At 37.0% G+C, this 24,702-nt stretch carries 22 protein-coding genes; 15 read left to right on the top strand and 7 right to left on the bottom strand.

What is annotated here, in order from left to right; translation table 11 throughout:
* Both IWC72_RS18750 and IWC72_RS18755 read right to left on the bottom strand, forming a co-directional pair.
* Positions 1-2,692, bottom strand: a 2,692-nt coding sequence (locus tag IWC72_RS18750; RefSeq protein ID WP_194530849.1) for a hypothetical protein, incomplete at its 3' end; no start/stop codon positions are given.
* 264 nt (positions 2,693-2,956) lie between these two features.
* On the bottom strand, positions 2,957-3,364 hold the full coding sequence (locus IWC72_RS18755; protein ID WP_194530850.1) for an acyl-CoA thioesterase: 408 nt from the start codon (positions 3,362-3,364) through the stop codon (positions 2,957-2,959).
* A gap of 207 nt (positions 3,365-3,571) precedes the next feature.
* Between IWC72_RS18755 and dnaA the strand changes: the two genes are divergently transcribed.
* The 5 genes from dnaA to IWC72_RS18780 all read left to right on the top strand — a co-directional run bounded on the left by dnaA (position 3,572) and on the right by IWC72_RS18780 (position 8,114).
* Positions 3,572-4,996, top strand: coding sequence for a chromosomal replication initiator protein DnaA (gene dnaA / locus IWC72_RS18760; RefSeq protein WP_194527704.1), 1,425 nt, complete (start codon positions 3,572-3,574; stop codon positions 4,994-4,996).
* A gap of 6 nt (positions 4,997-5,002) precedes the next feature.
* Entirely contained in the window at positions 5,003-5,449 is a 447-nt protein-coding gene (locus IWC72_RS18765; protein WP_194530851.1) for a low molecular weight protein-tyrosine-phosphatase, read from the top strand.
* Between the two features lie 14 nt (positions 5,450-5,463).
* On the top strand, positions 5,464-6,189 hold the full coding sequence (locus IWC72_RS18770) for an SAM-dependent methyltransferase (RefSeq protein WP_194530852.1): 726 nt from the start codon (positions 5,464-5,466) through the stop codon (positions 6,187-6,189).
* 186 nt (positions 6,190-6,375) lie between these two features.
* Positions 6,376-7,431: a DUF262 domain-containing protein gene (locus IWC72_RS18775; protein ID WP_194530853.1), complete on the top strand. Its 1,056-nt coding sequence runs from the start codon at positions 6,376-6,378 to the stop codon at positions 7,429-7,431.
* On the top strand, positions 7,428-8,114 hold the full coding sequence (locus tag IWC72_RS18780; RefSeq protein ID WP_194530854.1) for a HEPN domain-containing protein: 687 nt from the start codon (positions 7,428-7,430) through the stop codon (positions 8,112-8,114). Before IWC72_RS18775 ends, IWC72_RS18780 begins: the two co-directional genes overlap by 4 nt.
* 522 nt (positions 8,115-8,636) lie before the next feature.
* Here the strand turns inward: IWC72_RS18780 and IWC72_RS18785 are convergent.
* The 4 genes from IWC72_RS18785 to dapF form a co-directional block, all read right to left on the bottom strand.
* A complete protein-coding gene (locus tag IWC72_RS18785) occupies positions 8,637-9,266 on the bottom strand; it encodes a hypothetical protein (protein WP_194527709.1) in 630 nt (209 codons plus the stop codon).
* Between the two features lie 146 nt (positions 9,267-9,412).
* Positions 9,413-10,456: an endolytic transglycosylase MltG gene (gene mltG / locus IWC72_RS18790; protein WP_194530855.1), complete on the bottom strand. Its 1,044-nt coding sequence runs from the start codon at positions 10,454-10,456 to the stop codon at positions 9,413-9,415.
* Positions 10,456-10,980 carry a GNAT family N-acetyltransferase gene (locus IWC72_RS18795; protein WP_194530856.1) on the bottom strand — a complete coding sequence of 175 codons (525 nt, stop codon included), beginning with the start codon at positions 10,978-10,980 and terminating at the stop codon, positions 10,456-10,458. Before IWC72_RS18795 ends, mltG begins: the two co-directional genes overlap by 1 nt.
* Complete coding sequence (gene dapF / locus IWC72_RS18800; RefSeq protein WP_194530857.1) at positions 10,974-11,750, bottom strand: diaminopimelate epimerase; 777 nt, start codon at positions 11,748-11,750, stop codon at positions 10,974-10,976. The genes IWC72_RS18795 and dapF overlap by 7 nt, the downstream gene beginning before the upstream one ends.
* A 189-nt stretch (positions 11,751-11,939) precedes the next feature.
* On the opposite strand from dapF, the gene IWC72_RS18805 reads away from it, so the two are divergent.
* The 10 genes from IWC72_RS18805 (at position 11,940) to IWC72_RS18850 (ending at position 23,927) form a co-directional block, all read left to right on the top strand.
* The gene (locus IWC72_RS18805; RefSeq protein ID WP_194527713.1) at positions 11,940-13,331 is read left to right on the top strand and encodes a S1C family serine protease; all 1,392 of its coding nucleotides are present in this window, start codon (positions 11,940-11,942) and stop codon (positions 13,329-13,331) included.
* A 113-nt stretch (positions 13,332-13,444) separates the two neighbouring features.
* Positions 13,445-14,893, top strand: coding sequence for a glyceraldehyde-3-phosphate dehydrogenase (locus IWC72_RS18810; RefSeq protein ID WP_194527714.1), 1,449 nt, complete (start codon positions 13,445-13,447; stop codon positions 14,891-14,893).
* Between the two features lie 148 nt (positions 14,894-15,041).
* A complete protein-coding gene (locus IWC72_RS18815) occupies positions 15,042-15,662 on the top strand; it encodes a tRNA (guanine-N1)-methyltransferase (RefSeq protein WP_194527715.1) in 621 nt (206 codons plus the stop codon).
* Positions 15,663-15,705: 43 nt separating this feature from the next.
* Positions 15,706-16,149 (top strand): GNAT family N-acetyltransferase, encoded by a 444-nt coding sequence (locus IWC72_RS18820; RefSeq protein WP_194527716.1) that lies wholly within the window; start codon positions 15,706-15,708, stop codon positions 16,147-16,149.
* Between the two features lie 12 nt (positions 16,150-16,161).
* Positions 16,162-16,836 carry a tRNA (guanosine(37)-N1)-methyltransferase TrmD gene (gene trmD, locus IWC72_RS18825; RefSeq protein WP_194530858.1) on the top strand — a complete coding sequence of 225 codons (675 nt, stop codon included), beginning with the start codon at positions 16,162-16,164 and terminating at the stop codon, positions 16,834-16,836.
* 147 nt (positions 16,837-16,983) lie between these two features.
* A complete protein-coding gene (gene rplS, locus IWC72_RS18830; protein ID WP_194527718.1) occupies positions 16,984-17,334 on the top strand; it encodes a 50S ribosomal protein L19 in 351 nt (116 codons plus the stop codon).
* 704 nt (positions 17,335-18,038) lie between these two features.
* Positions 18,039-20,258 (top strand): NADP-dependent isocitrate dehydrogenase, encoded by a 2,220-nt coding sequence (locus IWC72_RS18835; protein ID WP_194530859.1) that lies wholly within the window; start codon positions 18,039-18,041, stop codon positions 20,256-20,258.
* Between the two features lie 126 nt (positions 20,259-20,384).
* On the top strand, positions 20,385-22,784 hold the full coding sequence (locus tag IWC72_RS18840) for a TonB-dependent receptor (protein ID WP_194530860.1): 2,400 nt from the start codon (positions 20,385-20,387) through the stop codon (positions 22,782-22,784).
* 4 nt (positions 22,785-22,788) lie between these two features.
* Complete coding sequence (locus tag IWC72_RS18845) at positions 22,789-23,646, top strand: DUF4249 family protein (protein ID WP_194527721.1); 858 nt, start codon at positions 22,789-22,791, stop codon at positions 23,644-23,646.
* 35 nt (positions 23,647-23,681) lie between these two features.
* Positions 23,682-23,927 (top strand): DUF6095 family protein, encoded by a 246-nt coding sequence (locus IWC72_RS18850; protein ID WP_194527722.1) that lies wholly within the window; start codon positions 23,682-23,684, stop codon positions 23,925-23,927.
* A 3-nt stretch (positions 23,928-23,930) separates the two neighbouring features.
* Here the strand turns inward: IWC72_RS18850 and IWC72_RS18855 are convergent, their stop codons facing one another.
* Positions 23,931-24,614 (bottom strand): DUF4294 domain-containing protein, encoded by a 684-nt coding sequence (locus tag IWC72_RS18855; RefSeq protein WP_194530861.1) that lies wholly within the window; start codon positions 24,612-24,614, stop codon positions 23,931-23,933.
* Positions 24,615-24,702 lie beyond the last annotated feature (88 nt).

The following is a 24,702-nucleotide window of genomic DNA, read 5'->3' on the forward strand; positions in this document are numbered from 1 at the left end:
AATTTCCAATCTCCACAGGCACACAAGCGGTGTTATTTGAGGTATCCGTATCGCCGGTGGCAGTAATCTGATTACCAAACCCACCTCCATTTGTACAATCTTGGGTAGGATCAATTGCATCTGTATCTATAGAAAAAATTGCCGTCACCAACCAACTTTCCGTGTGTAGGCCTGCAATAGATTCATTTGTTATAATTTGATCGCCACTGACAAACGGGCTAAGAATGGTACCGTCAACGCCATCACTTTCACCGCCATAAGCCAAGGTTGCTGAATTCAATGTAAATCCTGTTCCTAAAATAAACGTATCTATAACATCATAAGAGCCGGCAAGACCTCCGCTATTCTCAGCTGTAATTCTATAGCTAACCGTATATTCATCGGTAGCCATATCATAAGTAGGTCCTGATTCAACGGACTTACTAACATCAATACTGGAATTACAAGGAACGCTAGGTACTGTAATAGAGCCATCAAAAATAGTACAGCTTAATCCTGGAGCTGCTACTTGCAAAGTGTACTCTCCTCCTTGCGAAGGGTCAAAAGGGTCAAAAATAAGCTCGTTACTTGTGCTTTGTTGTATGGTAACCCCCATAGAATCAATCCAAGTAAATGTAGCATTAGGTACTGGGTTGGCCATAAGAGTCACTCTTGTACCCGTTGCATCACAATTGGCTACCAAATCTGGCACATAAGGTGTCACTTCAAATGCACCATCTGCAGAATTACCGCAACTATCACTTATTCTAACCGTGTAAGTACCCTCATCAGTAGCTGTAAAAACACCATCTGTTGAAGTACGTCCGATATTGGCCGGAATGGAAGAATCTATAATTTCGTATTGATAAGGTTCTACCCCATTGGATCCTTCCGCTAGAATAACTCCCGAGCCCTCCGTACAGGTATACCCTACTATGTTTTCAAACGAAGTAGAAACATATATCGGGATATTAATATCAATGGTCTGAGGTTCACAAGGACAGGTAAATGGAAGCGCCGAACTACAACTACCCCCACTCTGAAACTCTAAAAATAACTGATAATCTCCTGGTGGAAGATTAGGTACACTTACCGGGGTTCCTTCCGTAAAAAAGGAAATGCTCTCTCGAAATACAGTACTTCCCGTATCCGAATTCACCACATTTACATTCGTATAAAATGATGATCCAGAAGCTTTTATCTCATTTGGATTAATAATCAAAGTGTTGGAATTACCACAACTTTGTAAAAAATCTAGTGTAAAATCGTGTTGAACAGTTTCTGAAGGCAAAATCTCAAAAGTTACATTTCCGGATTCGCAGCCATCCGAAATTTCCGCTTCGTAATTTCCAGGAGGAAACGCTATGGGAAAAACAGAACTGTTGCTCATATTTTCAAATACCCTAGGATAACTGTACGTTGTAACCACTCCGCTTTCCGAAGTAAAACTTGCCGGTCCGGATAGAATGGTAACCCGCCCGTAATTTGTCCCCCCATTTCTCACACGAAAAGACATACCCGTTGTTCCGTCCATACACCCACGTTCAGGTCTTACAGTAGCCTCAAACACAGTAGGTGCTACAGGATCAAATGTTAAGGTGGTATTTAATGTAGTGCTACAGCTATCCTCTAAAGTAACATCATAGGTAGCCCCAAGCATAATATCAGTTTGACTAATTTCCGCCTCAAGATCATCAGGATCAGTAAACGTGTAAACAAGAACATCACTCGCATCGGTTTGATTGGTCAACGTTAATGTTGCCGGGACCAATACACTCTTTTCCTGTACACTATTGGAAGCCAAGGACGCAAAAACAAAAAACGAAGTATTTCCTGAACAATCCAATGATTTTTGACGCCACATGTCAATATCGGCAGAATATGCAAAGTTTATATTCTCCGTTTGTCCACAAGCATCAACAATATTGGCTGTATAGGCCGTACCAAAATCGTAATTGGTTCCAATGGGGTATGATGTGTCACTGCCAACGGACCCTGAAAAAATAACAGTTCCGGTTGCATCCTCAGTAACCGTGATAGCATGTGGATAAACTCCGCGACCATAAGAAGAATAATCAGCCTCATAAGTATCACAACCCGCTTTTTCAATAAAATCAATTGCACCATCTAACGCCTCAATAGAAGGGGCTGCGATAGTTACGGTTTCACTAACGGTATTTTGACACCCGTCTTCAATTTGAAATGTGTATGTACCTTCTGAGAGATTGGTAAACGTATCAGAGTTCTGTTCTAAGATTACAGTTTGAGGCGTTGTACTTAAATCTACAATTCTATATTTATACGTTGGGAATGCCGCTGTACCTATAAGATTTCCATTACTTCCTGAAAGCGCAACTTGCCCGTCCGTACTGCTAGAACAAGATGGCTGAGTTATAGTCGTAGCAAGACTAGGCAAGACATAATTCCCTAAAACTTCTATTGATTCTGTAAAAGTGCTAAAAGTAGCATCTCTTACCTCTACGCTATATGTACCAGGCTGCAAAGCCAAAAACATACCAGATGATTGAAACCCCCTAACTTCAGGCCCACTGCCAATTCTATATTGATAAGGTTCCGTACCTCCACTAGCCTGTGCACTGATACTACCATCAGAAGAACAAACCGATTCGGTTTGTGTTAAATCAAGATCTAGTTGAGCCGTTAGGTTAACGCAACAAAGAAAAAATATAAGTTTTACTAAAAATTTAGGCATATAAATTCATCCTTTTCAAGACGCTCAATAATTAGTAATGAACATGTTGTATTATATGAACTAAATTAGCCTATATACCAGAGTTATACTTGTTTTTGTTGTGAAACTGCCTGAATTAGATGTGAAGAAAGATATAACTATTTTACAACCTCTTTTAAACCATTTAATCGATGAGTTAAAAAAGCAAGTAGCTAAAAAATGGTAATCGTGGATTGACCTGCAATTCACTAGAGATTTATTACATTTTTATCAAAAAAAATTGGATTAAACATTATTTTTTTCAATTATATCCAAGACATATTTAGGACAACGAATCGGTCGTTTATTTTTCATATTTATGAATACCAAAACCGTATTTGCTTCTACCAGAATTTCACGTTTTTCATTATAAATTACATAATCAAATTCTATCTTAACAGATGGTGTTTTTTTGAGTGTTGTTTCAACGCTAATCAAGTCATCATAAAAGGCAGATTTCTTGTAGTTCAAAGACAAAGAAACGACTGGCAGCATAATTCCGTTTTCTTCCAGCTCTTTGTAAGAAATACCTGCGCTTCTTAACCACTCAACCCTTCCCATCTCCAAGTACTGCGCATAATTACCGTAATAGACCACTCCCATCTGGTCTGTTTCCGAATATCGTACTCTAAAAGAAATATTGTTAAAACTCATAAATTATCATGTAAAAATTATATCTTTAAAAGATTTCGTTTTTTGGTTTCCGAACATGCGAAAAAAAAAGGGTAAATTCAATAGAGTTTGATTTTTTTTTTAGTTTTTTTGTTCACATATTTGCCCTCCGAGAAAGTAAGGATTATCCCATATACTTTCTACTGACTTACAAAATCACTAACCAACAAAAATAAGACAAACTTTCGCATGGGTGTTACTGCTATTTCCGTATGGAACAATTGTTTAACTTTTATCAAAGACAATATTCAACCGCAGGCATTCAAAACTTGGTTTGAACCAATCAAACCAATTAAGTTATCCGATAATGCTTTGAGTATTCAGGTGCCCAGTAAATTCTTTTATGAATGGTTAGAAGAGCACTATGTAAAGTTACTAAAAGTTGCTCTTACCAAAGAATTGGGTGAGACCGCAAAACTGGTGTACATCATTAGAATGGAAAACACCTATGGCAACAAAGAACCATTTACAGAAAAGATTCCTAGTTCTAACAGAGCTACCATGAGTCCACAGGAAATGGATGTGCCTATTAAATCTAAAAATCCTGAGCTAAAGAATCCGTTCGTGATTCCTGGTATTCGAAACATAAAAATTGAATCTCAACTTAATCCCAATTATAATTTTGATAATTTCTTAGAAGGAGACTCCAACCGTTTGGCAAGATCGGCGGGTATGGCCGTAGCTAACAAGCCTGGCGGAACTTCTTTTAACCCTTTATTGGTATTTGGAGGAGTTGGTTTAGGAAAAACGCATTTGGCCCATGCCATTGGTGTTGAGATCAAAGACAAATATCCAGAACGTACCGTTCTTTATATTTCTGCTGAAAAGTTTACACAACAGTACATAGAGTCCGTAAAGAAAAACACCAGAAACGATTTTATCCATTTCTACCAATTGATAGATGTGCTTATTATTGACGATGTGCAGTTCTTAAGCGGAAAATCTGGAACACAGGATGTTTTCTTCCATATTTTCAACCATTTGCACCAAAACGGCAAGCAGGTTATTTTAACTTCGGACAAAGCCCCCGTAGACATGCAAGATATAGAGCAGCGTTTGTTGTCTCGTTTTAAATGGGGATTGTCGGCAGAGCTTCAAAATCCCGATTACGAAACACGGATCTCTATTCTTAAGAACAAATTATATAGAGATGGTGTTGAAATGCCAGATGATATCATTGAATATGTGGCAAAGCATATTAAAAGTAATATTCGTGAACTAGAAGGTGCCATTATCTCTTTAATAGCGCAATCTTCTTTCAACAAAAAGGAAGTTACCATAGAACTGGCTCAGCAAGTAGTTGAAAAGTTCGTAAAGAACACCAAAAGAGAAGTTTCTATAGACTACATACAAAAGGTAGTTTCAGACTATTTTGAAATGGATGTTGCCACACTTCAGTCCAAAACACGAAAGCGCCACATTGTACAAGCAAGACAATTGGCTATGTTCTTTGCGAAGAAATTTACCAAAGCATCATTGGCCAGCATAGGCTCTCAAATAGGAAAAAGAGACCATGCTACCGTACTACACGCTTGCAAAACAGTAGACAACCTAGCCGAAACGGATAAGCAGTTCAGAAAGTACATAGAAGACCTTACCAAGAAATTTTCTTAAAAACATATGAAAACCAAAGTCTTAATGGTCTGCCTAGGCAATATTTGCCGGTCGCCATTAGCGGAAGGTATTCTACAGGACAAAGTTGACCCGAAAAACGTATTTGTAGATTCTGCCGGAACCGGAGGTTACCATATTGGCAATGCACCGGACCCTAGGTCTATTGCCGTTGCAAAAAAACATGGCCTGAATATAGAAAACCAGCGTTGCCGTCAATTCAAAAAATCGGATTTTAAAAAATTTGATGTAATTTATGCTATGGACCGTAGCAACCTCAATAACATTTTAAATTTGGCGGATACCCAAGAAGACGCTAATAAAGTGAAATTGTTGCTTACAGAAGTAGAATTACCTGTTATTGAAGTACCGGACCCCTATTGGGACGACAACGGATTTGAGAAGGTATTTCAACTTATAGACACCGCTTGTACGTCTATTGCCAAAAAACTCTAATAGAATCAAATCGTATGGCCAACAGAATTGAAAATCAGGGAAAATTATACCTAATACCCACCACACTCGGCGATAACGAGCCATTGGAAGTATTACCTATTTCAATTAAACAGGCCATAGAACAGATTGACCATTACATTGTTGAAAATGAAAAAACAGCAAGACGGTTCATTAAAAAAATAAGTCCAAGAAAGTCGCAACCCGGGCTTCATTTATCGGTTCTTAACAAGTATACCGAACCTCAAGAAATACCCACCTTTTTACAATCCTGCTTAGACGGATTTAATACAGGTATACTCTCCGAAGCCGGTTGCCCAGGAATTGCGGACCCAGGGGCGGATGTTGTAAAAATTGCGCATGACAAAAATATTCAGGTTGTACCACTTGTAGGCCCCTCCTCTATTGTACTGGCCCTTATGGCAAGCGGAATGAACGGCCAGAGCTTTGCTTTTAACGGCTACCTGCCTATTGACGGCCCTGAGCGTAAAAGTGCCATTAAAAGATTAGAAAAACTAAGTAAAGATTACGGACAATCTCAACTGTTCATTGAAACACCCTATAGAAACGATAAACTTTTTGCAGAATTACTCAAAACCCTACATCCTAACACAAGAATATGTGTAGCTTGTGACGTAACCCTTCCCACGGAATATATACTTACCAAAACTATTGCCGACTGGAAACGCACCAAGGTAGAATCGCTTCACAAAAGACCGGCCATTTTTATTATACAAGGATGATTCTCATTTTTAGGTCTTTACCTCATATCCGGTGACATTCCTCCCCCACCTTTAGATTATTTTTCCGTTTTACTAACCTATTTCTAATAGTAGGTTTAAAAAAACTAGTATTTTTAGTATACCTATAAATTGTATAATGCAACTAGTTGCTTTATTCGGTTGCTGGCAGTAATTTGAAAAAAATATATGAACTCAAACAAAATACAAGAACAAATAGAAAAAAACAGACGTTCTGTAGCTTTTGATAGCTATGATATTACTGTTAGACAATTATTTGATATGATTGGAGAATCATTAATAGATATTGCACCTGAATATCAAAGACACTTTGTTTGGGATGAAACTAGACAATCACAGCTTATTGAATCTCTACTTCTAGGGATTCCTATTCCAAACCTTTTTATGGCAACTAATAAGGATTCAAGTTGGGAAGTAATTGATGGCTTGCAACGATTAACAACGATTGTAAACTTTCTTGGAGACGAAACAATTATAAAAAAGACAAATGCTAATGGTTCCAAATTAAAACTTAAAGGTTTGGAGAAATTAGACAGTATTAACGGAAGTGTATTTGAGGAATTGCCAAGGTCTATACAATTGATGTTTATGACCAGACCAATTCGAGTGACTGTATTAAATGACAGAAGTGATTTTGAATTACGTTACGATTTATTTGAACGGCTTAATACTGGTGGTGTCACTTTACACCCACAAGAAATTAGAAATTGTGTTTATTTAGGCAAGTTTAAAGATTTTCTTGAAGAATGTGCAGAAAATCAAAACTTCTTAAATGTAGTAAAAATGACTTCGAATGCTGAACGGACAGGAAACCGTGAAGAATTGGTTTTAAAATTTTTCGCTTATTTTGAAGATAGAGAAATATTTGTTCATAGCGTAAAGGAATTCCTTAATGACTTTATGGCAAAAAAAACAGAGTCTTTTCCTGAAATAAATGACTATCGTGCTCTTTTCAATAGAACATTCGAAATTTTAAATGTATTACTTCCAGAAGGTATTGTTCGTGGAAATAGAAAGAATATTACACCCTTAATTTTGTTTGAAGCTATTTCAATCGCAACAGCAGATTTAATAAATTCAAATGAAGAAGCGATAATTACTGCGGCTAGATTACAAACTGTATTGAATGATAATGAATTAACAAAATTAACTACTGGAGCTACAAATTCAAGAAACAAGCTGCTTCGAAGAATTGATTTTGTAAAAGATTACTTAAGACAATGAGTTTTACAACCTTAAAAAGTCAAAATTCAGCAAGGTTCAATGAAGTTCAAATGTTCTTAAATTATATAACTTCTCAAGAGCCTTCTGTACCTACAGACCCTACGCCTGCAGAAGTTAAAATTATGCGAGGGTTATTCTACGTTCATTTATATGCGGCTTTAGAGAAATCTACTAATGAAATAGTTCAAAAATCTTTGTTACTAATAAGTGCTAAAAGTGTAAAAAACAATCACTATACATTAGCATTTAATACAATTTCTGTGATGGATAAAATTCAAGCTCTTAAAGATTGCGGATATAAAAAAGTTGTAGAAAGGTCAGTCCAGCTATTCCAAGAAGTAGGAACGAGAAATGTTCGTCCAATAAACGAAACCATTTTTTCAAAAAAACTTCAAAATGTATGGATTGAAACTATTGAGGAAATAATTGCAGCATTTGGAATGACTGAATTAACATTGACACCTAGAGATAGAGCAACAATTAATGAAATCGTTGATAAACGAAATGCTGTTGCCCACGGAGGAGAATCGGCTTCCTATGTTGGTGAAAGACATAGAGCTGCAGTATTGAGAACAAAACTACAAGTGGCTCAAGATTTTATGATTTTAGTTATCGACAAATTCGAGGACTATTATGATAATAAGAAATATTTGAAACCGGTTATGAAAAAATATTACGTTTAAAAAACTACTGTCAACAATGGTAACCGTTGCACAAGCCACTGATAAGCCAAAAAAACGGATTCATATAAGCCTCTTCAAGGGGCTTTTCACATGTCCGATCAGAAAGCGCCCTACAATTGACAAAATCAGACTTCAGAAAGAATCAGAAATGTATTGGTATCGCTTAAAATCAATTATTGGTCTAATAGCTCCTGTTGTCAACTTAATTGATTTTTAACTATAACCTTTAAGTGTATATTTTGGTTGCCAAAAAATCCCCCAACTAAACCCTAGAGTAAACGATAAAGAAGCAAGATTTATTAGAAATAAAGAGGACGACTTTTTCAGGTTGATATAAGTCTAAGGAAATAATTTTTAAATATACAATTCAATCCAACCTCGTAAAATTGGTTTACAAAGCAATATCTCCTAATCATGTAGACTCTTTCAAAAAATCGCTTAAGCCTCAAAAAAACAAACCCCAATATTTCTATTGGGGCGTGTCCACTTTCATATGTAAATTAAATCTTAATCAGAATCTATTTATACTTTAGGGTTTCGCTTTGGCAAAACGTATGATATATCATATCCTGAGAACTTTTTCATGTATTTTGCAATGTTGGTTCCGTAGCTATCCGATACATCGAACGCTCCCCAAGAACGTAAATATTTCTTTACGTTACCTGCACCGGCCAAATGAGCCGCGGCCAATATTCCAGATTCTGTAACCTCAATACCACCTATTCGCTTTCCAACGAAACGGGCAATGTCTCTACGTAGAATCCATTTGTTACGGGCAATATTCGTGTGAAAAGCCCTTTCTTGTAACACAGGGTCGTTCAAGAAACGAGTTGCATTATAAACACCCATTAGCTGTAAGGTACCGATACCAAACTGGTATTTTCCCAAATACCCGAGCGTATTTGTTGTAAAATAGTTACCCTGCGATTCTTTAAACGCTAGAGCTTCTTTAAAACCGATATAGGAGCTCCCTAAAAAAGGCGGAGCCAACAATATCGTTGCATGCATAGTTTTGTTTTTGGGAAACAAAACTTCAGTAGGTTGTTTTACTTTAAGAGTTTCCGGCACCTTCACCTGTTTAGATTCAAAACCGTAACTCAATAAAATAAAGGTAATGATCAGGGGGCTTGATAAACTTAGCCACTTTCTCATACATTATATTTACCTAAGACTTACGAAAATTTAACCTGCTTAGATTTCGAAGGGCAAAGATAAGTCCGTTTTACAGTTACAAATTAGAAGGATTTGTTAAAAAAAATCTGTATTAGTTAACAAGTAATAAACAATAGACGAAATACCTATCTATTGATTTTTTTGGAATTTATCCAACGGACATACTGTGCTTTATTACGGTTGTGCTGGGCCAAAGTCTTAGCAAATTTATGATAACCGAAGTTCTCTACATTAGCAACAAAGTATATATAATCATGCTTTTCTGGACTCAATACAGCATCTATAGCGGTAATATCTGGCATAGCAATAGGCCCAGGTGGAAGACCTGCATACTTATACGTGTTATAAGGAGAGTCTAATTCTAAATCTTTATACAGGACGCGCTTAATGACCGTATTAAAATTACCCGTGTGTTTTTTAATAGCATAGATTACGGTTGGGTCTGCTTGGAGTAATATTCCCTTTCGTAAACGATTTAAGTACACACCTGCCACTCTTGGTCTTTCATCTACTTTAGCGGTTTCTTTATGCACAACTGAAGCTAACGTAATTACTTCGGCCGGGGTAAGATTCAAAGCTTTTGCCTTTTCTAAGCGGGCATCCGTCCAAAAACGCTTGTATTCTTTAAGCATTCGCTCTCTGAACTCCTTACCTGATGTATTCCAGAAAAACTCATAGCTATTAGGTATGTACATTGCCAGTTCTGTATTTTTATCAAAACCGTTCGCTTTTAAAAACGTATCATCCGTAAAGGCTTCAAGTAAAGCCAGGCTATCTGGCTCTATTTGTATTGCTATTCTTCCTGCAAGGTCTGCTATGGTTTCTTGATTATTAAAAGCCACCTTTACAGGTACATTCTGACTGCGTAGGGAGTTTATAATATCATTATTATTTGCTCCTTTTTTTATAGCATACTTACCTCCTCTTACATTAGAGGCATATCCTTTACGCTGCGCCACTTTATCAAAAGATGCCATATCCTTTAATAACGGAGTAACCAATTCCCGTACTTCACTAAAATCAGCATCCGAAGGAATAAAAAGATAAGCTTCCTTATTTTCAAAACTGGTATTGGGGGCAAAAATGGCATTGTAAACTGTGTAAGCAAAAATTCCACCACCAATTAAGCCGGCAATTACGATAAACAGTAGAATACGTTTTATATACATTAGGTGTTTATTTTTTGAAACAAAATTTCATTCTTATACTTTCCTTCAGAAAAAATCCAATCTTTTTTTATGCCTACTTCTTCAAAACCCATTTTCGTAAACAAATGAATGCTAGAGTCGTTACCCTCCATAACATTTGCATAAAGCTGACGAAGATTCAAAACTTTAAAAGCATAGTCAGACACCAGTGAAATGGCCTCTGCTCCTACTCCTTGGTTTCTATTTTCGCTATTCAGAACCACAATTCCTATTCCTGCCCTATAATTCTTAGGGTCAAAGTCGAATAAATCAATAAGACCCACTGTAGCGTTTTCTTTATTACAAATGCAGAGTCGCAATTGCTTAACGTCATAAATATCTCTGTGCGCATTCTCCAAATAGAGATTTAGCACATGTTTAGAGTAAGGCGCCGTCGTCCCACTTATTTCCCAGATTTCAGTTGTATTCTCAAGCTCGTAAAGGAAATCCAAATCACTTGGTTCTAGAGCCCTAAGGTAGATATGTTCTCCTTTTAAGCTTAACATTCTATCTCACCTTTAAACACCTGCTTAGCTGGTCCTATCAAATGAATCTGACTATATACACCATCTTTCTTAGTTAACTCTACGTGTAGCTCGCCTCCCTGGGTGTTTACTTTAATTCTGTTTGCAGATGTTTTTCCAGAGTTGTGCATAGCAATAGCTACAGCTGTAACTCCCGTTCCGCAAGATAGCGTTTCATCCTCCACCCCTCTTTCATATGTTCGCACAGCAAAGGTGTCATCATCTAACACTTCAACAAAATTAACGTTGCTTCCCGTTTGTCCGTAAAGTCCGTATCGTAATTTTTTACCTTCTTTATAAACGCCAAAGTCCTGAACACCTTTAACCATTTGCACATGGTGAGGTGAACCTGTATCCAAGAAAACATATCCTGGTTTTTCTTTTATTTCCGATACGTCTTGCATCTGTAAGCTTACAATACCATCTGCAATAGTTGCATGGTGTTTACCATCTGCAGCATTAAAAACGGTATCTTTATCTATAACACCCAAAAAATTAGCAAATGCTACCGTACACCGGCCACCATTACCGCACAAGCTGCCTTCACGGCCATCTGCATTGTAATAGACCATTTTAAAATCTGACAGTTCGTCATTTTCTAAAAGTATTAGACCATCTGCACCTATACCAAACTTTCGGTCACATAGAGATGCAACTAGTTTTGTATTATTTTTGGGAAATTGTAATTGTCGATTATCGATAAGCACAAAATCGTTTCCGGTACCCTGGTATTTGTAAAAACTAAGTGTCATAAAATTATTTAAAGACACAAATATAGGCTTTTATCCCTATCGGAATAACCTGTTTAGTCTGCAACTTAGCGACCTGAAGTAGTAGGGATTAAGATATATTTAGCAGTTAAAGAGTAGTTAAAGCAAATATAACACACCTAAAAAACGACTAATTTTAACATATCAAAAGAATTTAAACAAAACAATAACATGAAAAAAATTGCCAGTACCTTTTTAATCGCCCTTTTTGCTGGAGCAATCACATTGGGCAGCTACAAATTATTTTTTGAAAATACGAACTATACGGTTATTTCTCAGGACGAGGGACACTCGGTTTTCAATACCAGTTTAACCCCTACTTCTGCCAAAGGAGCCGGAATTAATGAAGTTGATTTTACGGTTGCCGCAGAGAATACGGTAAACGCAGTGGTGCACGTTAAAAATGTTACCATTAATAGAACGCCACATAGCCTTATGGATTTTTTCTATGGAAGCGGCGGAAATGAAAGGCCCCAAGTAGGAACAGGCTCTGGAGTTATTATTTCACAGGACGGTTACATTGTAACAAACAACCACGTTATTAGCAAGGCTAACCAATTACAGGTAACACTTAATAACAATAAGACCTATGATGCTGAACTTATTGGTACGGACCCAAATTCTGATATAGCCCTTATTAAAATAGATGCTGAAGGAAACCTTCCGTATTTGGCTTTTGGCGATTCCGACAACATGAAAATTGGAGAATGGGTATTGGCCGTGGGTAATCCTTTCAACCTAACTTCTACAGTAACAGCGGGTATTGTGAGTGCTAAAGCTCGTGATTTGGGTAAAAACCAATCCTTCATACAGACCGATGCTGCAGTAAACCCAGGTAATAGTGGTGGTGCATTGGTAAATACAAACGGAGACCTTGTTGGCATCAACACGGCAATTACCTCTCAAACCGGTAGCTATGTAGGGTATTCATTTGCCGTACCTAGTAATATTGCGAAGAAGGTAGTAGATGATATTCTTGAATATGGAAATGTTCAAAAGGGAATATTAGGAATTAAAACTTTAAATATTAATACGCCGTACGCAATTGAAAAAGGACTTAATGAGATTGAAGGGGTATATATTTCCGGAGTTGAAGAAGGAACAGGAGCACAAGAAGCAGAACTACAAGAAGGTGATGTTATCAAAAAAGTAGACAACATTAAGGTTCGTAAATTTGCAGACCTTACCGGATACCTTTCCGCTAAAAGACCCGATGATACCGTAGAGGTAACCATAGCTAGGGATGGTGAAGAATTTACTGTACCTGTAATGCTTAAGAAAAGGCAAACGGTAATTGTTCCCGTAATGGGGCTTGAGGTAAAAAACCTAAGCAAAGAAGACAACAAAAAATTCAAAACTAAACAAGGGGTAAAAATAGTTGGAGTACCTGAAACCTACCGTGGATACGGATTGGAAGGAAAGGTCCTCTTATCTGTAGACAATAAAGAAATAAACGATATTGAGGAAGCTAGAAGCCTTTTTGGAAGTATTTCTAGATATGGAAAAACAAGTATTACCATGATTAACGAAAAAGGAGAAAGAGAACGTCTTATTTTTCAATAATTTTTGAAAGTTTATTAATAGAAACACCCCAATTGGGGTGTTTTTTTGTTTTAAACAGTTTCAAACAACACTAAATAGCTACTTTTATACCAAAATATAACTCAACTTAACAAATGAAATCCAACGCTTCTTACGAAAAAGAGTTAGCCTTCCAAGCTGACAGAAGAAAGGCTACTACCGAATTCATTAAATTGGTAAGTGACCTTTGGTATGATAAAACTATCGAAATTGTACTTTTTAAAAACCAAGTGATAGACAAAAATGTAAGTGACATTATTAACCTACACGAGTATGCAGGTGAATTTGTCCAGAAACCAATTTCCATTTTCGACTCAACCGAAATCTTACGGGCAATTAATGACATTCAATTACCGCCTGCAAAACTGGATATTGGTAAACTTACGTATGAGTATCACTCAGAAGAGAATCACCACACAGATATAAAAACCTTCGTTTTTGATAAACTTAAGGATGCTGACCAATCCGCCCCCCTAAAACCAAAAGATATTGTTCTTTATGGATTTGGAAGAATAGGTAGACTTTTAGCAAGAGAATTGATGGCCAAGACCGGTCAGGGTAATCAGTTGCGGTTAAGAGCTATTGTAACCAGAAATGCAGGCAACAGTGAGATTTTAGAAAAAAGGGCGAACCTATTGCGCATAGATTCCGTTCATGGTAAATTTTCAGGAACAGTAGAAACAGATAGTAAAAATAGTGCCCTTATCATTAACGGAACCACAGTGCACATGATCAGTGCAGACCGTCCTGAAAAAATAGATTACACCCAATACGGAATAAATGACGCCCTAGTTATTGATAACACGGGCGCTTTCAGGACTAAAACAGAACTAGAAAGACATTTAGAAGCAGAAGGCGCATCTAGTGTACTACTAACCGCTCCGGGTAAAGAAATACCTAATATTGTTCATGGTGTTAATCATAAAACGTACGATCCTGATGCCATTAAAGTATTTTCTGCGGCTTCGTGTACTACCAATGCCATTACACCAATTCTTAGTGTTATAGAGGACTCTCTAGGTATTGTAAAAGGGCACTTAGAAACTATTCACGCCTATACCAATGACCAAAACTTGGTAGATAATATGCATAATAAACACAGACGGGGAAGAGCTGCTGCCTTAAATATGGTAATAACAGAAACAGGTGCAGGCGCTGCTGTTGCCAAAGCGCTGCCAGAACTAAAGGACAAACTCACCTCTAATGCTATTAGAGTTCCCGTTCCAAATGGCTCTCTAGCTATTCTAAACCTAGAGATAAAGAACAAAACTTCTTTAGACGGTATTAACACTATCATTAAAAAATATGCTTTGGAAGGAGATTTGGTAGAACAAATCAAATATTCTTTAAGCAAAGAAATGGTGTCTTCAGACATTGTTGGGACAAACGCTCCTTCTATATATGATAGTAACGCCACAATTGTTAGTGGAAATGGTAAGAATATTGTACTTTACATTTGGTACGATAATGAATATGGTTATTCGCACCAAGTAATACGTTTAGCTAAATACATCGCAAAAGTCAGACGGTATACATATTATTAATTTTTAAAGAGTTACAAGGATAAGTTTGCCGCTTTTTTGAAGGTATTTCCTACCTAATAGCAACCTTCTCCCCGATTTCTTTTATTAATTGATATTATTGAATTACTTTAGTCGCCTCTAATTCATTAATTCAAAGAATCACTCCAACATGAAAGGCTTTAGAATCCTGTTACTTATAACGGCTTTATTAGCATGCAACCTACAATTTGCCCAAGAGGAAGAAACTCAAGATGTTTTATCCCTCGATAGAGGTCCTATAGATAGTCAATTTGAATATATTTTCACCAAATCCGGTAATTACCGTTCAGATGGAAAGAAGTATGAAGTTGTTCGTACTATATCTTTAGAAAAGCTTCGTCAAAACGTTCTTGATTCCTTAAAAGGATACAATAAGAGAGCTGGAGAACTAAAGGCTACTATTGGAGGTCATGAATCTACAATAGGTTCACTTAACAAAAAACTAGAAGAAACCACCAACAACCTTGCAGGTGTAACTGAAGAAAAAGACAGCATGTCGTTCTTGGGTATTATGGTTGCAAAAAGTACCTATAACGGTATTCTTTGGACGGTTATCTTTTCACTTTTGGCTTTATTACTTTTCTTTATCTATAGATTTAGAAACAGTAATATATTAACGCAAGAAGCCAAGACTAATCTATCTGAACTTGAAACTGAGTACGAAGACCACCGCAGAAGGGCTTTAGAAAGAGAGCAAAAAATTAGTAGGCAGCTGCAAGACGAGATAAACAAATACAAGAAACAGAAATAACTAAAAAAGCTCCTCACGGAGCTTTTTTTTATTTTAGGGCATTATGAAAATCATACTAGCAAACGAAACTCATCTTGATGTCTTAGTACCACTGTTCGATAAGTATAGGGTATTTTACAAGCAAAACTCAGATATAGACGCAGCCCGTTTATTTCTAAAAGAACGTCTGTCTAGATCTGAATCTATTGTATTCATTGCTTTTGTAGATGAACAACCTACAGGCTTCACGCAGTTGTACACTACATTTTCTTCCGTTTCCATGAAAAGCTATTACATACTGAATGACCTTTATGTAAATGAATCCAACCGAAAGAAAGGAGTTGGTGCCGCTTTGTTGAACACGGCACAGGAATTCTGTAGTACCAACGGATTTAAAGGTCTGGCTTTGGAAACCGCAGTTGATAATCCCGCACAAAAGCTATACGAAAAGCTAGGTTGGAAAAAAGATTCGCACTCTTTTCACTACTTTTGGCCCACCAATTTATAGTCCAAGTTTAAAATGCGCATTGATATCATTACCGTTTTGCCCGAATTGCTAGAAAGTCCGTTTGGAGCATCTATATTAAAAAGAGCTATTGACAAGGGTCTTGTTGAAGTGCATATGCACAATATAAGAGACTACACAGACAAAAGCTATAACCAAGTAGACGATTACCAATTTGGTGGCGGAGCTGGTATGGTACTAATGATAGAACCCATTGACAAGTGTATTTCTGCATTAAAAGCAGAAAGAGACTATGATGAAGTCATCTACATGACACCAGATGGCGAAACCTTAAACCAGAGAATAGCCAATGGCATGTCATTACTCAATAATGTTATTATTCTTTGCGGTCATTACAAAGGAGTGGACCAAAGAATTAGAGATGCCTTTATTACGCGTGAAATTTCAATAGGAGATTATGTTCTTTCCGGTGGAGAATTAGGTGCTGCTATTCTTTGCGATGCAGTTATTAGATTAATTCCAGGTGTTTTGAACAATGAAACGTCAGCTTTGACGGATACATTCCAAGATGACCTCCTTGCGCCTCCCGTATACACCAGACCTTCTGAATACAAAGGTATGAAAGTACCGGATGTACTTTTAAGCGGTAACTTTCCTAAAATAGAAAAGTGGAGAGAAGATCAAGCCCAAAAAAGAACGGAAGAACGTAGACCGGATTTGCTAAAATAAAATTACTCACCTTCTATACTGCAAAAAATCAACAAAATACGTTGTCTATTCTAAATTAAACACTATTTTTGCACCCTGTTAAATTAACCTCTGACGAAAATCGTGAATGTTGACCATAACGTAACCATTTTTCATTAAAAAAATATCATGGAAGAATTATTAAAATTCGTAGAAGACGAGTTTGTTCCAAAAAAAGAATTCCCAAAATTTTCAGCTGGTGACACTATTACTGTGTACTACGAAATTAAGGAAGGTGAAAAAACACGTACTCAGTTCTTTAGAGGTGTTGTTATCCAAAGAAGAGGTTCTGGTTCTACCGAGACTTTTACAATCCGTAAAATGTCAGGTACAGTTGGTGTAGAGCGTATTTTCCCAATCAATATGCCAGCTTTACAGAAAGTTGAAGTTAACAAAAAAGGTAAAGTACGTAGAGCTCGTATCTTCTACTTTAGAGGCCTTACTGGTAAAAAAGCACGTATCAAAGAGGTTCGTTCTTAAACCAAGCATACATAATATTAAAAAATCCCGCAATCGCGGGATTTTTGCGTTATAAACAATTGTTAATAACCAAAGTTCATAATATGTTGATTTCTAATATGTTAAATATTTTGGTGGCTCGAACTATTTTTCCTACATTTATAAAACAATAAAAGAAAATATCTGTCGAAGATAGATTCCAGAATTGTTATAGAGTTAGCGTTCTTTATAGTATTGTTTAGGTTTTATAAATGTTTAAAGATGTATTTCAGAGTACGCCATTTAGCAAAACGAACATATCAACAAAGGGCTGTCGCTTTTTGAGAAATGATTATGTGAACATATTTGTAAATATTCAACAGACGTAAGTCTAGGAAATATGCACAAAGACTGTGTAAACAATGAGAAGAGATATAAGTTGTAGCTTGGTTCGATAATTAAGTACAATTCATCTCAAACGTTGAAATTGTGATGCGAATGCAATCAATGGTTGCCGATCTGTCAGAAGAACAGGGAAGAAAGTTTGCTATATCAGTTTCTAAAAAGCCATATCAATGTACATGTACAATGATATGGCTTTTGTTTTGCCCTTTTTTTTCTTTATTCTCAATGTTTTTGTTAAAAAACCTCCCTATACAAAACAGCGACGAACAACCTGCTATCTTTTGCTCACAAGAATACATAAAATCGTATATTAGCTCCGCTTAAATTAAACCTTTCCTTACATGTCCAAAATTTTTTATACAAAAACAGATGAAGCTCCAGCTTTAGCTACACAGTCATTTTTACCAATTGTAAAAGCATTTACTAAAACTGCTGGTATCACCATAGAGACCAAAGACATTTCTTTGGCTGGAAGAATAATAGCTGTATTCCCTGATTTTCTAAAAGATGATCAAAAAATAGCCAACGACTTAGAAGAGTTAGGCGCCTTGGCTAAAAAGCCAGAAGCTAACATCATTAAGCTTCCAAATATTAGTGCTTCCGTTCCTCAATTAAAAGAAGCCATCAAAGAATTACAAGATAATGGGTACAATTTGCCTAGTTATCCAGATGAACCTTCTAATGACGTTGAGAAAGATATTAAATCCAGATATGACAAAATTAAAGGTAGCGCGGTAAACCCGGTTCTTAGAGAAGGGAATTCTGACCGGAGAGCGCCAAGAGCCGTAAAAAATTATGCAAAGCAAAACCCGCATTCTATGGGCGCTTGGAGCCCTGATTCAAAAACCCATGTAGCTACCATGAATCATGGTGACTTTAAAGCCAACGAGAAATCGTTGACATTACCATCAGCTACTGATATAAAAATAGAATTAGTAAAGAATGACGGTAACACTGTTGTCCTTAAAGATAAATTAGGCCTTCTAGAGGGCGAAATCATAGATGCAACTGTATTAAGCAAGAATGCTCTTGTAGCATTCTTAAAAGAGCAGGTTAAGGATGCTAAAGATAAGGGTGTATTGTTCTCGCTTCACATGAAAGCTACCATGATGAAGGTTTCCGATCCAATTATTTTTGGACATGCCGTTGAAGTTTTCTTTGCTGACGTATTCACCAAACATGCTTCCACTTTTAAAACTATAGGTATTAGCGCAAATGATGGATTGGAAAACTTGTTTACCAAACTTAATGAGTTGCCAGCCGATCAAAAAGAAGCAATAGAAAAAGATATTAAAAAAGCTATAAGCGAAGGTCCTGATTTGGCTATGGTAAATTCCGATAAAGGTATTACCAACCTTCATGTTCCTTCTGATATTATTATTGATGCTTCAATGCCTGCAATGATTCGTAACTCAGGTAAAATGTGGAATGCTGAAGGTAAAGCCCAAGATACCAAAGCGGTTATACCAGATAGCAGTTATGCTGAAATATACTCTGCAACAATTGACTTCTGTAGAAAACATGGTGCTTTTGACCCTACTACTATGGGCACTGTACCTAACGTAGGTCTTATGGCTCAAAAAGCCGAAGAATACGGTTCTCACGACAAAACTTTTGAAATTAGCGCAGCGGGTACCGTAAAAGTCGTTGATGTTAATTCCGGGAAAACTCTAGAAGAACATGTTGTTGAAGAAGGAGATATCTGGCGTATGTGTCAAGTAAAAGATGCTCCCATTCAAGATTGGATTAAACTAGCCGTCTCAAGAGCTAGAGCTACCAATGACCCTGCCGTTTTCTGGTTAGATGAAGATCGCGCCCATGATGCTGAGCTTATTAAAAAAGTAAATGCTTATTTACCTAATTATGATACATCCGAGTTAGACATTCGTATTCTTTCTCCTAAGAAAGCTACCGAGTTTACACTTGCGAGAATGAAAGAAGGTAAAGACACTATTTCTGTTTCAGGAAATGTGCTTAGAGATTACTTAACTGACCTTTTCCCTATACTTGAAGTAGGAACTAGTGCAAAAATGCTTTCTATTGTTCCTTTAATGAACGGTGGAGGTCTTTTTGAAACTGGTGCGGGTGGTTCAGCTCCAAAACATGTTGAGCAATTCTTAGAAGAGGGCCATTTACGATGGGATTCTTTAGGAGAATTCCTTGCCCTTGGTGTTTCACTTGATTTTTATGGCGAAAAGAACAAAAACGAAAAAGCTAGAATTTTAGGCGATGCTTTGGATAGCGCAACCGAAAAATTCTTGATCAATGATAAGTCGCCTTCAAGAAAGGTAAAGGAAATAGATACAAGAGGAAGTCACTTTTACTTGGCAATGTACTGGGCAGAAGCCTTAGCTAACCAATCCAAAGATGCAGAGCTACAAGCTACTTTCAAAAAAGTATTTGAAGTTATTGAAGGTAAGGAATCAACCATCGTAGATGAGTTGATAAAGGCTCAGGGCCAACCTCAAGACATTGGTGGCTACTACAAACCAAACCAAGAACTTGCTGCTAAGGCAATGCGACCCAGCCAAACTTTCAATTCTATTTTAGATACAATCTAATTCTTATAATTTCAAGATAGAAAAAAGAGCCTCTACAGACGTAGGGGCTTTTTCATTCTAAAATACTGTTAACGTTTTTCTCGCAGGAGTTTTTCTAGTTACATTTATCAAAAATTGCTTTCTTAGATGAACCCACTCAAAAAGGTCATTTTATCAGTTTTCCTATTTTTTTCCATATCCACATTCGCTCAGCAGCGGCATACTTTAAGTGGTACCATTTCCGAAGCCTCCAGTAACGAAACCCTTATTGGAGTTACTATTGCGTTTCCCGAACTACAAACGGGTGTTACCACAAATGAATATGGGTTTTATTCCATAACTATTCCAAAGGGCGAATACCAACTACAAGTATCCTACTTGGGTTTTCAAGATATTGTCCAGACCATAACTTTGGATTCGGACCAAAAAATGAATTTTTCGTTACAAGAGTCCGCGGAACAATTACAAGAAGTTATAGTTACCGAAGATGTTGAGAAAATGGATGTGCGCAAGCCTCAGATGAGCGTGAACTCTCTTTCGGTGGGTACAATCAAAAAAATTCCCGTTATTTTAGGAGAGGCAGACGTTATCAAATCCATTCTTTTGCTACCGGGCGTAACCAATGCCGGTGAAGGTTCTTCTGGTTTTAATGTTCGTGGTGGAGCGGTAGACCAGAATTTAATTCTACTAGATGAAGCTACAATTTTTAACTCTTCGCATTTATTCGGATTTTTCTCGGTTTTTAATCCAGATGCCATAAAAGACATCAAATTATACAAAGGGGGTATCCCTGCACGGTATGGCGGAAGAGTTTCTTCCGTTCTTGATATTTTTCAGAAAGAGGGCAATAGCAAAAAAATTAAGGTAAACGGTGGTATTGGTGCCGTAGCCAGCCGTTTATTGGTAGAAGGTCCTATAAAGAAAGACAAAGCAGCCTTTTTGGTTGGTGGTCGCGCCTCGTATGCCCATTTGTTCCTACCACTTTTTGACGTAGACAATACGGCCTACTTCTACGACTTGAATACCAAACTCAGTTACAATATTAATGATAGCAATAGTATTTTTTTGTCGGGGTATTTTGGCCGTGATGTCTTCAGTATTAGTGATAGCTTTGTGAACACCTATGGAAATGCCGTTGGAAACTTCAGATGGAATCACTTGTTTTCGGACAAACTCTTCTCCAACCTTTCTTTAATTTATTCGAATTATTATTACGGTCTAAAATTAGACTTTGTAGGTTTCGATTGGAATTCTGGCATTGAAAATTTCAATATTAAGTACGACTTAAAACACTATGTGAACGACAAGTTTCAAATCAATTATGGCATCAACAATATTTATTATCGCTTTAACCCTGGTAAAATAGAGCCCAGTAATGAAGATTCAGGCATTGTTGAAGAGCAATTAACCCAAAAATATGCAAATGAGTTTGCCGCTTACATTGATGTTGAGCATGATATTACAAAAAACCTGAGCCTTAATTACGGACTTCGTTTTAGTAATTTCGTTCGTTTAGGTCAAGATGAAGTAAATGTGTATTTCAATGACAGTCCCGTTAATTTTGACCCGGTTTTAAATGTGTACCAAGAAGGACTCGTTATCGATACCTATAGTGTAAAGAAAAGTGGCAGCTTGGCAACTTTCAATAATTTAGAACCCCGTATTTCGCTAGCCTACACCATTAACAACACAAGTTCAGTAAAAGCTAGCTACACCCGCTTGGCACAATACTTACATTTATTATCCAATACAAGTTCCCCTACTCCACTGGATGTTTGGACACCTAGCGGACCGTTCATAAAACCCCAACTTTTGGACCAGTATGCTATCGGGTATTTTAAAAATTTCAAAGAAGGTGATTATTCTGTTGAAACGGAGGCTTTCTATAAGGACGTAGATAATCGTATTGATTATATAGATGGCGCTAACTTAATAGCCAATGATGCTATTGAACAGGTTATCTTAAATGGAGAAGCACGGGCGTACGGGCTAGAATTTCTATTTAGAAAAAACGAAGGCAAATTTCAAGGATGGCTGGCATACACCCTATCAAAATCCGAACAAAGAACACCTGGAAGAACCATTGAGCTAAATGACGGTACTATGTTTAAAGAAAGTGGAATTAACGCAGGAGGATGGTATAACACACCTTATGATAAAACCCATGATGTATCTCTTTACGGCAGCTATGACCTTAATGAAAAATGGAATTTCAATACCAATTTTGTTTTCCAGACCGGACAACCCACTAATTACCCTATTGGTCAATTCAACTTTCAAGGATTGACCGTTCCTTATTACGGCCTAAGAAATGAAGAGCGATTGCCCGCTTATCACCGCATGGACATTTCTGCCACGCTAACCCCAAAAAAGAATAGAAATAGAAAATGGCAGACCGAATGGGTCTTTAGTATCTACAATGTATACAACCGCAGGAATGCGGCTTCCATAAGTTTTAGTCGTAACGAAGATACGGGGGTCAATGAAGCGGTCCGTACCTCTATTTTTGGTGTTGTACCTGCGGTAACCTATAATTTTAAATTTTAAGGCTATGAAAAAATTGATATATATACTCTGTATGTTCCTTCTTTTTACAGCTTGTGAAGATGTTATAGATGTAGACGTTCCTACGGATAAGTCTAGGCTTACCGTAGATGCGTTAATGCGAATAGATACCACCCAGGCTTCTTCTACCTATTATGCCGAGGTGAAGGTAAGCGCTTCAAGTAACTTTTTTGAATCCATAGAACCTGCGGAACTTGAACAAATTAGCATAACCAATCTTGAAACTGAGGAGACCATAGCACTCTTTGAGACTTTTATTGGTAGCGGCGTATATCAAAGTCAAACCACTATAGATTTTATGACCTCTGGCGAATTAGTTCTTTATATAGAATATGATGGCTCTAAATATGCGGCCAGAACCACTTATGTACCATCTGTTCCCATTAGAAAACTGGTACAGGGCGATGCTACTCTTTTTTCTGGAGAAGAAACTGAAATAATTGTAGCGTTTGACGACCAACCCAACCGAACAGATTTTTATCTATTCGATTTTGATTTTAATGAATATCTAGTTACCGAAGATACTTTTTACCCAGGAAGCACCTTTGAATTCTCCTATTTTTATGATGACGATGTCAAAGACGGCATGGAAATAGACATAAGCATTCTTGGTGTGGATAGGTCTTTTTACAATTATATGAATCAACTTATTGTTCAATCCGGCGGTGACCAAGGCCCTTTTCAAACCCCATCGGCCACAGTGCAAGGAAACATCTTTAATGTAACTGATGTTGAAGACTTGTCAGACTTAGACAACTTAGCGGACGTTGTGGACCAGGAAAATTTTGCGTTAGGGTATTTTGCAGTCTGCCAAACTTTCGATAAATCCATCACAATTGAATAACTTTACCCCTCAAAACACTTAAAAGAGTACCCAAAATGTCTCAAAAGAGAACCGATAAAGACTTGCTCGTAAAAGGGCTTAAACATATTGCCTATACCATTGCCCTTATGTTCTTGGCTCCTGGTGTCATTTATCAAGCATTTAAAAATGAAGGTCACCCTTTGTATTGGCCAGTTCTTATTTTAGGATTTATTTTTGCCATTGCAGCTATTGGTATGGCTTTCTATAGCTTACAGCTCATTATGGAATCGCTATTCGGGAAGAAGAATAGCAGCAAGTAGCATTTAGTTCTCTTTACCAGCGTGACCCCACTTATCCTTTAGTTGTGTATAATCATAATCTAAAACCGATTCTTGACGTTCCAATTTAAACTCAGCAAACGCCCTTTGCAGGATATCCTCTATGAGGTAATCTTCATGCACCTGATCCGGCTGAAACCGCTCCTTTAAGCTTATTTTAAACATGCTAGCCGTGGTATTGTACCAAAATGCACGCCAACCACTACGAAGTTCCTTCACTAACTCAAATGCAGTCTCTCCGGTTTGCCTGTAAATTAGCTTTACTAGAATTTGACCTTCGGTACGTGTCAATTTTTTCAATTCCTCAGAAAATTCTTCTTCAATAAACTTCTGAATCTCTTTGGTGTACTTTTTCTGATGTCTCCTTTTCTTTATTTTTGTAATGCTATCATTCAACTCCTCAAGACGTTCCGCGGCCAATTTAGCATAAGGATATACTTTTAAGGTTTTTCTTCTAAGAATATAATACCGTAATTTATCTTTATAAGAACTAAACTTCAGTTTACCAAACAGATACACTTCATCCAGATCTATAGAGTTTCTAAAAATAGAATCACCCTCAACAATAATCATCTTTTCCGTAACAGAATCCAAAGGTTGTTCTTCTATCTGGGAATACCCCAAAAACAGGAAGTGAACAAAAAATAAAAACAAGAGTGTTTTTTTCATAACCGCCATTATACAAAAGCCTTGCCAAATTAACGATAAATAGGTCTGCTTATTATTAAATAAAAGTGAATATTAGTAAATTCGTATT

This window comes from Zobellia roscoffensis (assembly GCF_015330165.1).
Lineage (GTDB): Bacteria > Bacteroidota > Bacteroidia > Flavobacteriales > Flavobacteriaceae > Zobellia > Zobellia roscoffensis.